At 62.0% G+C, this 15465-nt stretch carries 13 protein-coding genes; 8 read left to right on the forward strand and 5 right to left on the reverse strand.

All coding sequences use genetic code 11. The features are described 5' to 3' along the window. Positions 1-25 precede the first annotated feature (25 nt). The 5 genes from fadA (at position 26) to ACVI9W_RS20620 (ending at position 5196) form a co-directional block, all read left to right on the forward strand. Complete coding sequence (gene fadA / locus ACVI9W_RS20600) at positions 26-1201, forward strand: acetyl-CoA C-acyltransferase FadA (protein ID WP_038608883.1); 1176 nt, start codon at positions 26-28, stop codon at positions 1199-1201. Between the two features lie 78 nt (positions 1202-1279). Further along, entirely contained in the window at positions 1280-1531 is a 252-nt protein-coding gene (locus ACVI9W_RS20605) for a DUF1653 domain-containing protein (protein ID WP_461531002.1), read from the forward strand. A 100-nt stretch (positions 1532-1631) separates the two neighbouring features. Next, the gene (gene topA, locus ACVI9W_RS20610) at positions 1632-4244 is read left to right on the forward strand and encodes a type I DNA topoisomerase (protein WP_461531003.1); all 2613 of its coding nucleotides are present in this window, start codon (positions 1632-1634) and stop codon (positions 4242-4244) included. A 146-nt stretch (positions 4245-4390) separates the two neighbouring features. Then, positions 4391-4912 (forward strand): DUF6586 family protein, encoded by a 522-nt coding sequence (locus ACVI9W_RS20615; RefSeq protein ID WP_461531004.1) that lies wholly within the window; start codon positions 4391-4393, stop codon positions 4910-4912. Between the two features lie 50 nt (positions 4913-4962). After that, positions 4963-5196, forward strand: a complete 234-nt coding sequence (locus ACVI9W_RS20620) for a hypothetical protein (protein WP_038608889.1) — start codon at positions 4963-4965, stop codon at positions 5194-5196. A 65-nt stretch (positions 5197-5261) separates the two neighbouring features. Here the strand turns inward: ACVI9W_RS20620 and sulA are convergent, their stop codons facing one another. Beyond that, positions 5262-5756 (reverse strand): SOS-induced cell division inhibitor SulA, encoded by a 495-nt coding sequence (gene sulA, locus ACVI9W_RS20625; protein ID WP_038608891.1) that lies wholly within the window; start codon positions 5754-5756, stop codon positions 5262-5264. Between the two features lie 10 nt (positions 5757-5766). Next, positions 5767-6375: a transcriptional repressor LexA gene (lexA, locus tag ACVI9W_RS20630; protein ID WP_038608892.1), complete on the reverse strand. Its 609-nt coding sequence runs from the start codon at positions 6373-6375 to the stop codon at positions 5767-5769. A gap of 230 nt (positions 6376-6605) precedes the next feature. Here lexA and ACVI9W_RS20635 point away from each other — a divergent pair, with 230 nt between their 5' ends. Genes ACVI9W_RS20635 through nagZ form a run of 3 tightly spaced genes read left to right on the forward strand, consistent with a single transcriptional unit; the run spans position 6606 to position 8910 of the window. Continuing rightward, positions 6606-7319: a TetR/AcrR family transcriptional regulator gene (locus tag ACVI9W_RS20635; protein ID WP_157191841.1), complete on the forward strand. Its 714-nt coding sequence runs from the start codon at positions 6606-6608 to the stop codon at positions 7317-7319. A gap of 45 nt (positions 7320-7364) precedes the next feature. Beyond that, positions 7365-7889, forward strand: a complete 525-nt coding sequence (locus tag ACVI9W_RS20640; RefSeq protein ID WP_422415380.1) for a L,D-transpeptidase family protein — start codon at positions 7365-7367, stop codon at positions 7887-7889. Between the two features lie 22 nt (positions 7890-7911). Beyond that, entirely contained in the window at positions 7912-8910 is a 999-nt protein-coding gene (gene nagZ / locus ACVI9W_RS20645) for a beta-N-acetylhexosaminidase (protein ID WP_461531851.1), read from the forward strand. A gap of 81 nt (positions 8911-8991) precedes the next feature. Here nagZ and ACVI9W_RS20650 read toward each other — a convergent pair whose 3' ends face one another. The 3 genes from ACVI9W_RS20650 to mfd are packed head-to-tail and all read right to left on the reverse strand — an operon-like array spanning position 8992 to position 15335. Then, entirely contained in the window at positions 8992-11310 is a 2319-nt protein-coding gene (locus ACVI9W_RS20650; RefSeq protein ID WP_461531005.1) for a DEAD/DEAH box helicase, read from the reverse strand. Between the two features lie 4 nt (positions 11311-11314). After that, on the reverse strand, positions 11315-11875 hold the full coding sequence (locus ACVI9W_RS20655; protein ID WP_461531006.1) for a CsiV family protein: 561 nt from the start codon (positions 11873-11875) through the stop codon (positions 11315-11317). Between the two features lie 10 nt (positions 11876-11885). Then, on the reverse strand, positions 11886-15335 hold the full coding sequence (gene mfd, locus ACVI9W_RS20660) for a transcription-repair coupling factor (RefSeq protein ID WP_461531007.1): 3450 nt from the start codon (positions 15333-15335) through the stop codon (positions 11886-11888). Between the last annotated feature and the right edge of the window lie 130 nt (positions 15336-15465).

Below are 15465 nucleotides of genomic sequence, written 5' to 3' on the forward strand. Positions count from 1 at the left end.
CCAACGATAGAGAGCGAGAGAATATATGAGCCTGAATCCAAGAGACGTGGTGATTGTCGACTTCGGTCGCACGCCGATGGGCCGCTCCAAGGGTGGCATGCACCGCAATACCCGCGCCGAAGACATGTCCGCGCACCTGATCAGCAAGGTGCTGGAGCGCAACACCAAGGTCGACCCTAACGAAGTCGAGGACGTGATCTGGGGCTGCGTCAACCAGACCCTGGAGCAGGGCTGGAACATCGCCCGCATGGCGTCGTTGATGACCCAGATCCCTCACACTGCGGCCGGGCAGACCGTCAGCCGTCTGTGTGGTTCGTCCATGAGCGCCCTGCACACCGCAGCCCAGGCGATCATGACCGGCAACGGCGACGTGTTCGTCGTCGGTGGCGTCGAGCACATGGGCCACGTCAGCATGATGCACGGTGTCGATCCGAACCCGCACATGTCGCTGTACGCAGCCAAGGCCTCGGGCATGATGGGCCTGACCGCCGAAATGCTCGGCAAAATGCACGGCATCAGCCGTGAGCAGCAGGACCTGTTCGGCCTGCGTTCGCACCAGCTCGCCCACAAGGCGACGGTCGAAGGCAAGTTCAAGGATGAAATCATCCCGATGCAGGGCTACGACGAGAACGGCTTCCTCAAGGTCTTCGACTACGATGAAACCATTCGCCCGGACACCACCCTGGAAAGCCTGGCGGCCTTGAAGCCGGCTTTCAACCCTAAAGGCGGTACCGTGACTGCCGGTACGTCGTCGCAGATCACCGACGGCGCTTCGTGCATGATCGTCATGTCGGCGCAACGTGCTCAAGACCTGGGCATCCAGCCGCTGGCGGTAATCCGTTCCATGGCGGTGGCCGGTGTCGACCCGGCGATCATGGGCTACGGCCCAGTGCCTGCGACCCAGAAAGCGCTCAAGCGTGCTGGGCTGAGCATTGCCGATATCGACTTCTTCGAGCTCAACGAAGCGTTCGCCGCACAGGCCCTGCCAGTGCTGAAAGATCTGAAAGTGCTCGACAAGATGGATGAGAAGGTTAACCTGCACGGCGGCGCCATCGCCTTGGGTCATCCTTTCGGTTGCTCTGGTGCGCGGATTTCCGGCACTCTGCTCAACGTCATGAAGCAGAATGGCGGGACCTTCGGCGTTTCGACCATGTGCGTCGGCCTGGGCCAAGGTATCACCACCGTCTTCGAACGCGTTTAAGCGTTTCGCTGATGGAAACCGGGGCCTGGTGCCCCGGTTTTTGTTTTTGCAGGATTTTTTTTCAAGAGGGCGAGCAACATGCAGATACAACCAGGCGTATACCGGCATTACAAGGGGCCTGAGTATCGTGTGTTCGGCACGGCGCGCCATTCCGAAACCGAGGAGTGGGTGGTGTTCTACCAGGCCCTGTATGGCGAGTTCGGCCTCTGGGTTCGACCCCTTTCGATGTTTATGGAGTCGGTCGAGGTTGACGGCGAGCAAGTGCCGCGCTTTGCTTTGGTCAAGGCTGAAGTCGAGCTGTTTTCCCGGCCAGATGCCGAGGGTGGCTAACGCCTCGCGCTTGACCTCACTCTGTTGCCACTATATATAGCGGTGCCGCGTCAGGTACCTGCCGTGTTTTTATTTTCAGTATTCAGGAATTTTCCGATCCATGGGCAAATCGCTGGTCATTGTGGAATCCCCGGCTAAGGCCAAGACCATCAACAAGTACCTGGGCAGCCAGTACGTGGTGAAGTCGAGTATCGGCCATATCCGAGACCTGCCCACCAGCGGTTCGGCCAGCGCCAGCAAGGAGCCTGCCGCCAAGCGCGGCAAGGCCGCCGCTGGTGAAGCGCCAGCCCTGTCGCCGAAAGAAAAGGCGCGCAAGCAACTGGTCGCGCGCATGGGAGTTGATCCGGACCACGGCTGGAAAGCCAAGTACGAGATCCTTCCGGGCAAGGAAAAGGTCATCGAAGAACTGCGTCGTCTGGCCAAAGATGCCGACACCATCTATCTCGCAACCGACTTGGATCGCGAGGGGGAAGCCATTGCCTGGCACCTGCGCGAAGCCATCGGTGGTGACGACAGCCGCTATAAGCGCGTGGTGTTCAACGAAATCACCAAGAAGGCCATCCAGGAAGCGTTCTCGCAGCCAGGCGAGCTGGATATCGATCGGGTCAATGCCCAGCAGGCGCGTCGTTTCCTCGACCGCGTGGTGGGTTACATGGTTTCGCCACTGTTGTGGTCGAAGATCGCCCGCGGTCTTTCTGCCGGTCGCGTGCAGTCGGTTGCGGTGAAGCTGGTGGTTGAGCGTGAGCGCGAGATCCGTGCCTTCATCCCGGAAGAATACTGGGAAGTGCATGCTGATCTGGGGACTGCCAAGGACGCCAAGGTGCGTTTCGAAGTAGCGCGGGAGAAGGGCGAAGCCTTCAAGCCGCTTAACGAAGCCCAGGCCATGGCGGCACTGGAGAAGCTCAAGTCTTCCAGTTACACCGTCGCCAAGCGTGAAGACCGTCCGACCAGCAGCAAGCCGTCGGCGCCTTTCATTACCTCCACCCTGCAGCAGGCCGCGAGCAACCGTCTGGGCTTCGGGGTGAAGAAGACCATGATGATGGCCCAGCGTCTGTACGAAGCCGGCTACATCACTTATATGCGTACCGACTCGACCAACCTTTCGGTCGATGCGGTGGAAATGGCTCGCAGCTACATCGAAAGCGAGTTCGGCAAGAAGTACCTGCCTGAAGCGCCGATCGTCTACGGCAGCAAAGAGGGTGCCCAGGAGGCGCACGAAGCGATTCGTCCTTCCGACGTCAACACCCACCCGACCAAGCTCAGTGGCATGGAGCGTGATGCCGAGCGCCTGTACGAGCTGATCTGGCGCCAGTTCCTGGCCTGCCAGATGCCGCCGGCGCAGTACCTGTCGACCACCGTCAGCGTCACTGCTGGCGACTTCGAGCTGCGTGCCAAGGGCCGTATCCTCAAGTTCGACGGTTACACTCGTGTGTTGCCACAACAGAGCAAGCCGGGCGATGACGACGTGCTGCCGGAGATGAACCAGGGCGAAGTGCTCAAACTGATCCAGATCGACCCGAGCCAGCACTTCACCAAGCCGCCTGCGCGTTACTCCGAAGCCAGCCTGGTCAAGGAAATGGAAAAGCGCGGCATTGGCCGTCCTTCCACCTACGCGGCGATCATTTCGACCATTCAGGATCGCGGCTACGTGACCCTGCATAACCGTCGGTTCTATTCCGAGAAGATGGGCGACATCGTCACCGAGCGCCTGTCCGAGAGCTTCTCCAACCTGATGGACTACGGCTTCACCGCCGGCATGGAAGAGAACCTCGACGATGTGGCCCAGGGCGAGCGCGACTGGAAAAATGTGCTGGACGAGTTCTACGGCGATTTCAGCAACAAGCTGAAGCTGGCCGAGGATGGCGAGAAGGGCATGCGTGCCAACCAGCCGACCCTGACCAACATCGCGTGCAAGGATTGCGGGCGGCCGATGATGATTCGTACCGCATCTACCGGTGTGTTCCTCGGCTGCTCGGGCTACAGCCTGCCGCCAAAAGAGCGTTGCAAGGCCACTGTGAACCTGGTGCCGGGCGATGAAATCGCGGCCGACGACGAGGGTGAATCGGAATCGCGCGTGCTGCTCAACAAGCACCGTTGCCCGATCTGCTCGACAGCGATGGATGCTTACCTGCTTGATGAGAAGCGCAAGCTGCACATCTGCGGTAACAACCCTGATTGCACTGGCTACGAGATCGAAGAAGGCAACTACCGCATCAAGGGCTACGAAGGGCCGAGCCTGGAGTGCGACAAGTGCGGTAGCGAAATGCAGCTCAAGACTGGTCGTTTCGGCAAGTTCTTCGGCTGCACCAACGCCGAGTGCAAGAACACCCGCAAGCTGCTCAAGAGCGGCGAGGCGGCGCCGCCGAAGATGGATGCGGTGAAGATGCCGGAGCTCAAGTGCGAGAAGGTCAACGATACCTACGTGCTGCGTGATGGCGCTTCGGGTCTGTTCCTGGCGGCCAGCCAGTTCCCGAAAAACCGCGAGACCCGTGCACCGCTGGTGATCGAGATCATTCCGCATAAAGACGAAATCGATCCGAAGTACCACTTCCTCTGCGAAGCGCCGAAGAAGGATCCCGATGGTCGTCCGGCCGTGATCCGCTACAGCCGCAAGACCAAGGAGCAGTACGTGCAGACCGAGGTGGATGGCAAGCCGACTGGCTGGCGCGCCTTCTACGACGGCAATGCCTGGAAGGTCGAAGACAAGCGCTGATCAAGCTTATTGGTCTAGTCGCGGGGCAAGCCCGCTCCCACAGGATTAATGGATCCCTGTGGGAGCGGGCTTGCCCCGCGATGCTTTTACGCCTTTGAGTAGTGTAAATTGACAGATCGCCTTGCAGCCTTTCGGAGGGCACCCAGATGGCCCAGGAACTCTACACCCGCACCAATCAGAAGATTTACTTTGCAGGCCTGGCCCTCGAAGCCATGGGCAGGGCACAGGAAAGCCGGGCCATGAATGCCCAGGCCTTGATTCAGGCTGAGCGTGAATCGGCGCTGTTTCACCTGTACGGAGCACTGCTGGGCTTGTGTCACGAGATTGCCGGTTTTTACCGCTTGCCGCAGGCCGGTGCGCCACGTGCAGAGCTACTGCTGGCTCGTGAGGTGCTGGAGGCGGTGGCGATTCCTGAGATGGCCGAGCTGGTCGAACTGGCTGAGCAGCGGGAAACCTGGTTGGCGCAACTGTTAAGCGCTTATGCCGATTTGTTCCGACCGCCGGTCGCGAAAAAAACGCCGAAAACTGACGTCACCCAACCGTTGATTCAGGCCGTGAGCCTTGATGAGCCTGAGGTAGCGCCACTTTCGCGGGAAGAGCTGGAGAGCTGGCGGCAGAATCTCAAGGGCCTGACCGTTCGTTTTCGCGAGGGCTTGAGTGAGTGCTGATTGGGGCGCTCGCTGGTACAATACCGGCCTTTCGTGGAGAACAGCCCCTTATGCCAACGTCCTTTCTAGAAATTGTCGAGTTGCCTGATGGCCGGATCGAGTTGCGCCGTGCCGAGGACGAAGGCTCCCTGGTAACCCTGGATTTCTCCGAGGACGCCAAGGCTTTCCTGCAAGGTCAGCACGTGGAAGTGGCCAAGGCCATGCTCAGTGTTGGCGTGCAGATGGCCGGCAAGCTGGTGGAAGGCGAAGTCGAGCGAGACGACGGGCCGCGCGTTCTGCATTGATCGCCATACAGGGCTTCCTCGTCCTGAGGAAGCCTGGCGAAACCAACCCCTGCGTATCCTGAGTATCAGCCGAGGCGGATGTTCAGGCTTTGTGCGTCTCCGGCACGTGCGGCGTTGCTCAGTTGCTGGCGGGCGCTGCTGCTGACCGTGCTCAGCCAGCTGACCACGGTATGGCTACGGCCCAGGCGCAAGGCTTCACAGGCTAGTTGCAGGGCGCTCTGGTTGCCGCGTGGTTGCAGTAGCAGAATGCGCTCGCGGTTCAGGCCAGCTTCGCGTAGCCATGCCTGGGTCAGGCTGGCCGGCGGGGCGATCAGGGTCAGCCAGCGTTCGTCCTGCTCTTCGCTCAGCTCGCTCAGTTCGCGCAACATGGGGGCCAGCAGGCTCTGGCAGTTGCCCAGCGCACCACGGAAAGACAGCTCGCTGAAAACCTGAGCTGCGCCAGGGTGCGGCGCAGGCTTGGCGGCTTTCAGTCCGGGCAGCACTGGCTGGGCCAGGAATGCTTCGAACAGGGGCAGTTGTGCTTGCTGCGGTACGTTCTGTGACGCTGGGGGGAACTGCATGATGCCTCCTTTACCGGCGAATGACGCCGACACTCAAGCCCTCGATCACCAGCTCCTGGTCTTTCAGGTTGACTTCGATAGGGGCGAATTCGGGGTTTTCAGCAATCAGCCAGACTTTGCTGCCTTCGCGCTTGAAGCGCTTGACCGTTACCTCGTCACCCAGGCGGGCGACCACGATCTGGCCATTGCGGGCTTCGCGGCAGGTATGTACGGCGAGCAGGTCGCCATCGACGATGCCGACATCCTTCATGCTCATGCCGTGGACGCGCAACAGGTAGTCGGCACGGGGGTGGAAGAAGGCCGGGTTGATGTTGCAGGATTCCTCGATGTGCTGCTGGGCAAGAATCGGTGCGCCGGCGGCGACACGGCCGATGATTGGCAAGCCGCTGTCTTCGGCCTTGGCTTCAAGGCCGGGGATGCGGATGCCGCGCGAGGCGCCCGGAGTCATCTCGATTGCGCCCTTACGGGCCAGGGCCTTGAGGTGTTCCTCGGCGGCATTCGGAGACTTGAAACCCAGCTCCTGGGCGATTTCCGCGCGGGTGGGCGGGAAGCCGTTGTCTTCCAGGCAGCGCTTGATAAAAGCCAGAATCTCAGCTTGGCGTGGCGTCAGTTTTAGCATGTCGATCGCTCTGTCTTTTTATACAGTGACTGGGATTATATACAGTAGGTGGCAGGCTGCAAGCATCAGGCTGCAAGAAAACCCGGGGCAGGGGCAGATGTCCTTGCAGCTTGCGGCCTGCAGCTGTGATTTAATACGTGACCGGGTAGGCACAAAACGGCCTCGCGGACTTGACAAATCACCGCTTTGAAACGTATGTTTCAAACAAGTGTTTGTCAGGCGGAGTAGTCATGGCCCAGTCGGAAACCGTTGAACGCATTCTCGATGCTGCCGAGCAGTTGTTCGCGGAAAAAGGTTTTGCCGAAACCTCATTACGGCTGATCACCAGCAAGGCCGGCGTCAATCTGGCGGCGGTGAATTACCATTTCGGTTCCAAGAAGGCCCTGATCCAGGCGGTCTTCTCGCGTTTCCTTGGTCCTTTCTGCACCAGCCTCGAGCGCGAGCTGGAGCGTCGTCAGGCCCGTCCTGAGCACAAGCCAAGCCTTGAAGAACTGCTGGAAATGCTGGTCGAGCAGGCGCTGGTGGTACAGCCGCGCAGTGGCAACGACCTGTCGATTTTCATGCGCCTGCTGGGCCTGGCCTTCAGCCAGAGCCAGGGGCACTTGCGGCGTTATCTGGAGGACATGTACGGCAAGGTGTTCCGTCGCTACATGCTGCTGGTCAACGAGGCCGCACCGCGTATTCCGCCCATCGAGCTGTTCTGGCGTGTGCACTTCATGCTCGGTGCTGCAGCATTCAGCATGTCCGGGATCAAGGCACTGCGTGCCATCTCCGAAACCGATTTCGGCGTCAACACCTCGATCGAACAGGTCATGCGCCTGATGGTGCCGTTTCTCGCCGCCGGTATGCGCGCCGACAGTGGTGTCACTGACGAAGCCATGGCCGCCGCGCAGCTGCGTCCGCGCAGCAAATCCTCAAGCACCACGGTCACCGCCAAGGCCTGATGCCATGGCTGGGCGCGGCGAGCCGCATCGGCTAAGCTAGCGCCCATGCCCAGTCTCGATTTACTGCACATCTCCCTTGCCGATCAATGCCTCTATGGGTTTACCCAGGGGCAGTTGCGTCTGCGTCTGCCTGTGTCCACGGCATTGAAGGGTGCCGGCGAGCGCAATGGCTCCGGTTGCACGCCCCGTGGCCTGCATCAGGTCCGCGCAAAAATCGGCGCCGGACTGCCGCAAGGAGCGGTTCTGCGCGGGCGGCGCTGGACCGGCGAAACCTGGACGCCGGCCCTGCATGCGCAGTATCCCGAACGTGACTGGATTCTCAGTCGTATCCTCTGGCTCAGCGGTTGCCAGCCGGGATTCAATCGCCTGGGCCCGGTCGACACTTTCCGTCGCTACATTTATCTGCATGGCACGCCTGATTGCGAACCAATGGGCGTGCCGTTGTCCCATGGCTGTGTGCGCCTGCGCAATGCCGACCTGCTGCGCCTGTTCGATCAGGTGCCAGTGCATTGCCCGGTGCGAATCGAAGAAGCCGCGTGCCCCGAATGGGCCCGTGCGCCCCTGAACTGAAGGATCAATTATGAGTGCCAGCCTGCAAGGCTCCTTGATGGTGGACATCGCCGGTACCTGGCTGACCGCCGAAGATCGCCAGCTGTTGCGCCAGCCCGAAGTGGCCGGCCTGATCATCTTTGCCCGCAACATCGAAAGCCCACGTCAGGTGCGTGAACTGACCGCTTCGATTCGCGCCATCCGCCCGGACCTGATTCTGGCGGTCGACCAGGAAGGTGGCCGGGTGCAGCGCCTGCGCCAGGGCTTTGTACGCTTGCCGGCGATGCGCGCGATTGCCGACAACGACAATGCCGAATACCTGGCCGAGCAGTGCGGCTGGCTGATGGCTACGGAAGTGCTGGCGGTTGGTCTGGACCTGAGTTTCGCGCCGGTGCTGGACCTCGATCACCAGCGCAGCGCCGTGGTCGGTAGCCGCGCGTTCGAAGGTGATCCGCAGCGTGCCACCGTCCTGGCCGGTGCCTTTATTCGCGGTATGAACGCCGCAGGCATGGCTGCATGCGGCAAGCACTTCCCGGGTCATGGCTGGGCTGAAGCTGATTCCCACGTCGCCATCCCGACTGACGAGCGTAGTCTGGGACAGATTCGCGCCGTCGATCTGGTGCCTTTCGCGCGGCTCAGTGGCCAGCTGGCGGCGGTGATGCCGGCGCATGTGATCTATCCGCAGGTCGACAACCAGCCGGCAGGCTTCTCGCGCCGCTGGTTGCAGGACATCCTGCGCGGTGAGCTGGGCTTTGACGGGGTGATCTTCAGTGATGACCTGTCGATGGCCGGCGCACATGTGGTGGGTGATGCGGCCAGTCGAATCGAGGCGGCGTTGAGCGCTGGGTGTGATATGGGCCTGGTGTGTAACGACCGGGCTGCCGCCGAGCTGGCGCTGACAGCGGCGCAACGCCTGAAGGTCAAGCCTTCGCCACGTATCGCGCAGATGCGCGGGCAGGGCTTTGCGCGTACCGATTATCGCCAGCAGCCGCGTTGGCTGGAGGCGCTTGGGGCGCTCAAAGAGGCTCAACTGGTCGATTGATACCAATAGCCAATCGCCGGCAATGCCGGCTCCCGCATGGATACCAACACCCCGTGGGAGCTGGCGTTGCCAGCGATGAACTCAACTGGTTTTCGACGCTTTGCGTTTGCCCGGCAATGGCGCAAACAACGCATCGATATCCTCGGCTGCCAAACGCCAATCCCCCGCCTGACGCCCATCCAGCACCCCCGCCGCCAACGCCGATTTCTCCAGCTGCAGTTGCTGGATCTTCTCTTCCACCGTGCCTCGGGTAATCAGCTTGTAGACGAAGACCGGCTTTTCCTGGCCGATACGATAAGCGCGGTCGGTGGCCTGGTTTTCCGCTGCCGGGTTCCACCACGGGTCGTAATGGATCACGGTATCGGCAGCGGTGAGGTTCAGGCCCACGCCACCAGCTTTGAGGCTGATGAGGAAAATTTGCAGACGCCCGCTCTGGAAGTCCTGTACCGGTGCCCGGCGATCGCGGGTCTCGCCCGTCAGCAGGGCGTAGGCGATGGCGCGTTGCTGCAGTTCTGCCTCGATCAGCCGCAACATGCTGGTGAACTGTGAGAACAGCAGCACGCGTCGCCCTTCGGCGAGCAGTTCCTCAAGCATTTCCATCAAGCTTGCCAGCTTGCCCGAGTGAGCGCCGCGGGTGGTTGGCGCCTGGCTGTTGACCAGGCGCAGATCGCAGCAGACCTGGCGCAGCTTGAGCAAGGCTTCAAGGATGATGATCTGGCTGCGGGCTACGCCTTTGCGGGTGATCTCCGCGCGCACTTTCTGGTCCATGGCCAGGCGCATGGTCTCGTAGACATCGCGCTGCGCATCGCTGAGCTCGACCCAGTGAATCATCTCGGTCTTGGCCGGCAGTTCGGTGGCAACCTGTTCCTTGGTGCGCCGCAGCAGGAACGGCTTGATCCGCGCGTTGAGGTGCTGCAGACGCTCATCGTTGCCCTGGCGCTCGATCGGTACCCGGTAGTCGCGATTGAACGCCTTGGCGTCTCCCAGCCAGCCGGGCAGCAGGAAGTGAAACAGTGACCACAGTTCGCCCAAGTGATTCTCCAGCGGCGTGCCGCTCAGACACAGGCGTTGGCGTGCTTCGAGCTGGCGTGCGGCCTGGGCGGCTTTGCTGTTTGGGCTTTTGATGTACTGCGCCTCGTCGAGGATCAGTGCATGCAGCATCAGGCCCTTGAAGTGCTCCAGGTCCTTGGGCAGCAGGGCATAGGTGGTCAGCAGCAGGTCGTAGTCCTGCAGCTTGTCAAAATGCTTGCGCCGACCGATGCCCTGCAGCGCCAGAACCCGCAGGTCAGGGGCGAAACGTGCTGCCTCGTCCTGCCAGTTGGGGATCAGGCTGGTGGGCATCACCACCATGGCGGGACGGGTCAGGCGTCCGGCGTTCTTTTCCGTGAGCAGGTGGGCCAGGGTCTGAAGGGTTTTGCCCAGGCCCATGTCATCGGCGAGGATGCCGCCGACTTCCAGCTCGCGCAGGGCCTGCATCCAGCTCAGGCCTTCAAGCTGATAGGCGCGCAGTGTCGCGTTCAAGCCCGTCGGGACCTCTGTCGGCTGCAGGCGGATGTCGCGCAGGCGTTCGCCCAGGCCACGTACCTGCTCGCCGCCTTGCCAACTCAGCGGCAGCTCCTCCAGGGCATTGAGGCGCGTGGCGTCCAGCGTTGGCACGCGCACACTGGTGTCACCGGTGTCACGCAGGTAGAAGTCGCCGAGGGTTGCCAGCACCGGCTTGAGGCGACCGTAGGGTAGCGCTACTTGCAGGTTGCGTCGTGCTTCGCCGGCGGGGGCGGGAATCTGTACCAGCAGTTGCTCATCATCGCGGCGCTTGTGCAATTGCGCCGGGTTGAGCAGTTCCGGATGGCTACGCAGCACGTTGAGCAGGATCGGCAGCAGGCTCAGGCGCTGGCCGTTGACCTCGATGCCCAGCTCCAGATCGAACCAGTCGCGGCCGCTGGCTTCGTCGATTTGCGCGTACCAATCGTCAACTTCGGCAAGGTTGAAGGCGAAGTCATCGGTGAACTCGATTTCCCAGCCTTGCTCGCGCAGGGTGGGCAGGTCGTTAAGCATGAAGCGCAGCCAGGCGGCTTCGGAAGCCAGCTCCAACAGATCGCCGGCACTCTCCGGCAAGGCTTTGCTTTGCCGGGTGGCGACCTTGAAGCCCAGACGCTGAAGGGTCTGGCGGATCTGGCTTTCGGCCTCGGCGTGGCGCCTTATGCGTTGGCTGGTGGTGCTGTCCAGGCGGCTGACTTCCTTGCTCTGTCTGCCGCTGGCGCGAATACCGTCATAGTTGAATGACAGCGCCGCGCGGTGCTGGTGCTGACGCTGCATCCTGCCGGTTTGCGGGACGTAGGCGCTGAACTCGTGGCTGCCCAGGATCAGGTGAGGTGTCGGGGCAAGACCATCGTTAGGCATCGGACTACTGCTCCATCAACTCCGCGGGCGCAGTGGGGGCGCTGACTGGCCGGTTGGCCGTAACCTTGAGCAGCACGGCCAGATGGCCGCCGTCAAGGAAGGTCAGTTCTCCATTTTTTACCGTGCTGTTGCTCTGCTTGAGCTGTTCGCTCTGGATCACCGTGCCATTGCCGTCGAACTGGTTGACCCAGAGGCTGGCCTCGACGCTGATGAAGCGCTCTTCGTTGAGGTTCAGGTTGCCCTCGATCGGGAAGTGTCCGAACTGCTTTTTGCCGTCATTGATGGCGACAGTGCCGGCGTCCTGTTTCCAGGCCTTGTGCAGCAGCACGGTGTACTGGTTGTCAGCGCTCAGCTTGGCCGCTTCGTCGGTCATGGCCGGTTGGCGCAGGTCGCCTTCGGCAATGGCCTGGGCGCCGTTGCTCCAGTCTTCCGGGGCGGACTGGCTGGTGATTGCCGGGACGGCGTTCTGCCGTACCAGGATCATTTCGACCTGATAAACGCCTTCAGCGAAAGCGGCTGGAGTAAACAACGCCAGCAGCAGGGTCAGGCAGCGAATGGCACGCATGGATCTTCCTTCACGCAGATTGTGGGGTCAGGCGCTCGAACAGCGCTTCGAGGTTGTTGAAACGTTCTTCCGGGCGTTCCATTGGCACCATGAATTTGAACTGGGTGGCGCCTTCGAACTTGTAGCGCTTGGGCTGGCCCTGGATCAGCTTGATCAATGCCAGTGGGTCGACCGGGGTCTCGGCTTCGAACTCGATCTTGCCGCCGTTGGGGCCGGCATCGACTTTCTTGATGCCGAGTTTTTCCGCCTGCAGCTTGAGCAGAGTCAGGCGCACCAGGTTCTTGGTCGGCTCGGGCAGCAGGCCAAAGCGGTCGATCATTTCGACCTGCAGGTCTTTGAGGCCGTCTTCGTCCACCGCTGAGGCGATGCGCTTGTACAGGATCAGGCGGGCGTGGACGTCAGGCAGGTAGTCCTCGGGAATCAGCGCCGGTAGGCGCAGGTTGATTTCCGGGCCGCCACCCAGCGGCTGATCGAGGTTCGGCTGGGTGCCCTTGCGGATGGCCTTGACCGCACGCTCGAGCATTTCCATGTACAGGGTGAAACCGACCGCCTGAATCTGGCCGCTTTGGCCTTCACCGAGCAGTTCACCGGCACCGCGGATCTCCAGATCGTTGGTGGCCAGGACGAAACCGGCGCCCAGGTCCTGGGTGTTGGCGATGGCCTCCAGACGCTTTTCGGCGTCCGGGGTGATCTGCTGGCGCGGCGGCGTAAGCAGGTAGGCGTAGGCCTGGTGGTGGCTACGCCCGACCCGGCCGCGCAGTTGATGCAGCTGGGCCAGGCCGAACTTGTCGGCGCGCTCGATGATGATGGTGTTGGCGCTGGGCACGTCGATGCCGGTCTCGATGATGGTCGAGGCAATCAGCACGTTGAAGCGCTTGTGGTAGAAGTCGCTCATCACCTGTTCGAGTTCGCGCTCGCGCATCTGCCCGTGGCCGATACCGATCCTGGCTTCTGGTACCAGCTCGGCGAGGTCAGCGGCGCATTTCTCGATGCTCTTCACGTCGTTGTGCAGGTAATAGACCTGGCCGCCACGCAGCAACTCACGCAGCAGCGCTTCTTTGACCGTGCTCTTGTTCTGCTCCATGACGAAGGTGCGTACCGACAAGCGGCGTGCCGGCGGGGTGGCGATGATCGACAGGTCGCGCATGCCGGCCACGGCCATGTTCAGGGTGCGCGGGATCGGCGTGGCAGTCAGGGTGAGGATGTCCACCTCGCTGCGCAGGGCCTTGAGCTGTTCCTTCTGGCGCACGCCAAAACGGTGCTCTTCGTCGATGATCACCAGGCCCAGGTCCTTGATCTTGACGTCGTCCTGCAGCAGCTTGTGGGTGCCGATGACGATGTCGATCTTGCCTTCGGCCAGATCGGCAACGGCGGCGGCGACCTCCTTGGGTGACTTGAAGCGGCTCATCACTTCGACGGTCACCGGCCAGTCGGCAAAGCGGTCGCGGAAGCTGTTGTAGTGCTGCTGGGCGAGTAGGGTGGTCGGTACCAGAATGGCGACCTGACGCCCGCCGTGCACGGCAATGAAGGCGGCGCGCATGGCCACTTCGGTCTTGCCAAAGCCGACGTCGCCGCAGACCAGGCGATCCATCGGTTTGGCCGCCAGCATGTCTTCGCGCACCGCTTCGATGGCGCTCTGTTGGTCCGGAGTTTCTTCGAACGGAAAGCCGGCGCTGAAGGTGGCATAGTCCACTGACGGGTCGGCGAAGGCATAACCTTTTCGCGCCGCGCGACGGGCATAGATGTCGAGCAGTTCGGCGGCCACGTCGCGCACCTGTTCGGCGGCCTTGCGCTTGGCTTTTTGCCAGGCTTCGGAGCCCAGCCGGTGCAACGGTGCCAGGGCGTCGTCGCTGCCAGTGTAGCGAGCGATCAGGTGCAGGTTGGCCACTGGCACGTAGAGCTTGGCACCCTCGGCGTATTCGAGGGTGAGGAATTCGGCGGCCTGGTTGTCGATTTCCAGGGTTGCCAGACCCAGGTAGCGGCCCACGCCGTGATCGATATGCACCACCGGCGCGCCTTCGCGCAGCTCGGTAAGGTTTTTGATCACTGCGTCGTTGTTGGCGTCGCTGCGTTTGTCGCGGCGTCGGCGCTGCATGACCCGCTGACCGAACAGCGGGCTCTCGGCGATCAGGGCGATGGCCGGGTCGTCCAGCAGCAGACCTTCGTCCAGCGGCGCGATGGTGATCGCCAGGCGCTCTTTGCCCGCGACGAAGGCGTTCCAGCTATCGACGGTTTGCGGGCGCAGCTTCAGGCGTTCGAGCAGCTCCAGCAGTACTTCGCGGCGGCCCGCCGACTCGGCGGTGAACAGCACGCGACCAGAAAACTGGTCGAGAAAGCCCGACAGTGCTGCCAGTGGCTGGTTGGCTTTGGCTTCGATGGCCAGGTTCGGCAAGGTCCGGGCCGGGAAGCGCTCGCGGCCGACGCCGCTGTCGACGTCATCCTGGCTGACGACCACGCGTGGCCAGCTCTTGAGGCGGGCAAAGCAGTCTTCCACCGGCATGAACAGTTCGGCCGGTGGCAGCAGGGGGCGCGACGGATCGATGCGGCGCTCCTCGTAGCGGTTGCGCACATCGCTCCAGAAGTGCTCGGCGGCCTGTTCGGCGCCTGGCAGGGAAAACACCTGGGTGTCCTGCGGCAGGTAGTCGAACAGGGTCGAGGTGTCTTCGAAGAACAGCGGCAGGTAGTACTCGATACCGGCCGGGGTAATGCCGCTGGACAGGTCCTGGAAGATCGGGCAGCGGCGAAAATCGACGTCGAAACGCTCGCGAAAGCGTGCCTTGAAGCGGGTCACCGCCTCTTTCTGCAGCGGAAACTCGCGGGCGGGCAACAGCCGTACCGACTCGACCTTGTCGATCGAGCGCTGGGTTTCCGGGTCGAAGGTGCGCAAGGTCTCGATTTCGTCATCGAACAGGTCGATGCGGTACGGCAGTTTGCTGCCCATCGGGAACAGGTCGATCAGCGCGCCGCGCACGGCGAACTCGCCATGCTCATACACCGTATCGACACAGCGGTAGCCGCTGGCTTCAAGGCGCGTGCGCATCTGTTCGACATCCAGCTTCTGGCCGATGTCCAGCACCAGGCTGCTACCGAGCAGGAAGCTGGTCGGTGCCAGGCGGTGCAGGGCGGTGGTGATCGGCACCACGAGAATGCCGTGATCAAGTTCCGGCAGCCGGTACAGGCTGGCGATCCGCTGGGAGATGATGTCCTGGTGCGGCGAGAACAGGTCGTAGGGCAGGGTTTCCCAGTCTGGGAAAGGCAGTACCGGCAGCTCCGGCGCAAAAAAGCGCAGCTCCTGCTCAAGCCGGTCAGCGCTCTGGCTGTCGGCGGTCAATAGCAGGGTAAAGCGCTTGGCGGCGCTGGCAGCCTCGGCAATCGCCAGGCTCAGGGCGGCACCCGGCAGGTTGCCCCAGGTTTGTTTGCCGGCAGTGGCCGGCAGGTGCGGTAGACGCAGAACAGGCACGGGAGGTCGAGCTCCAAGCGTTGCGACAAAGACGCCAATTGTACCGGTCTGAGGCCCGTGCTGTCAGGTTTGCACAGTCTAAATACATGTAGTGACAGAGTGGCGACAGGCGCTCATTGCTCGATGGGCT

Source organism: Pseudomonas sp. 210_17 TE3656 (assembly GCF_054821965.1).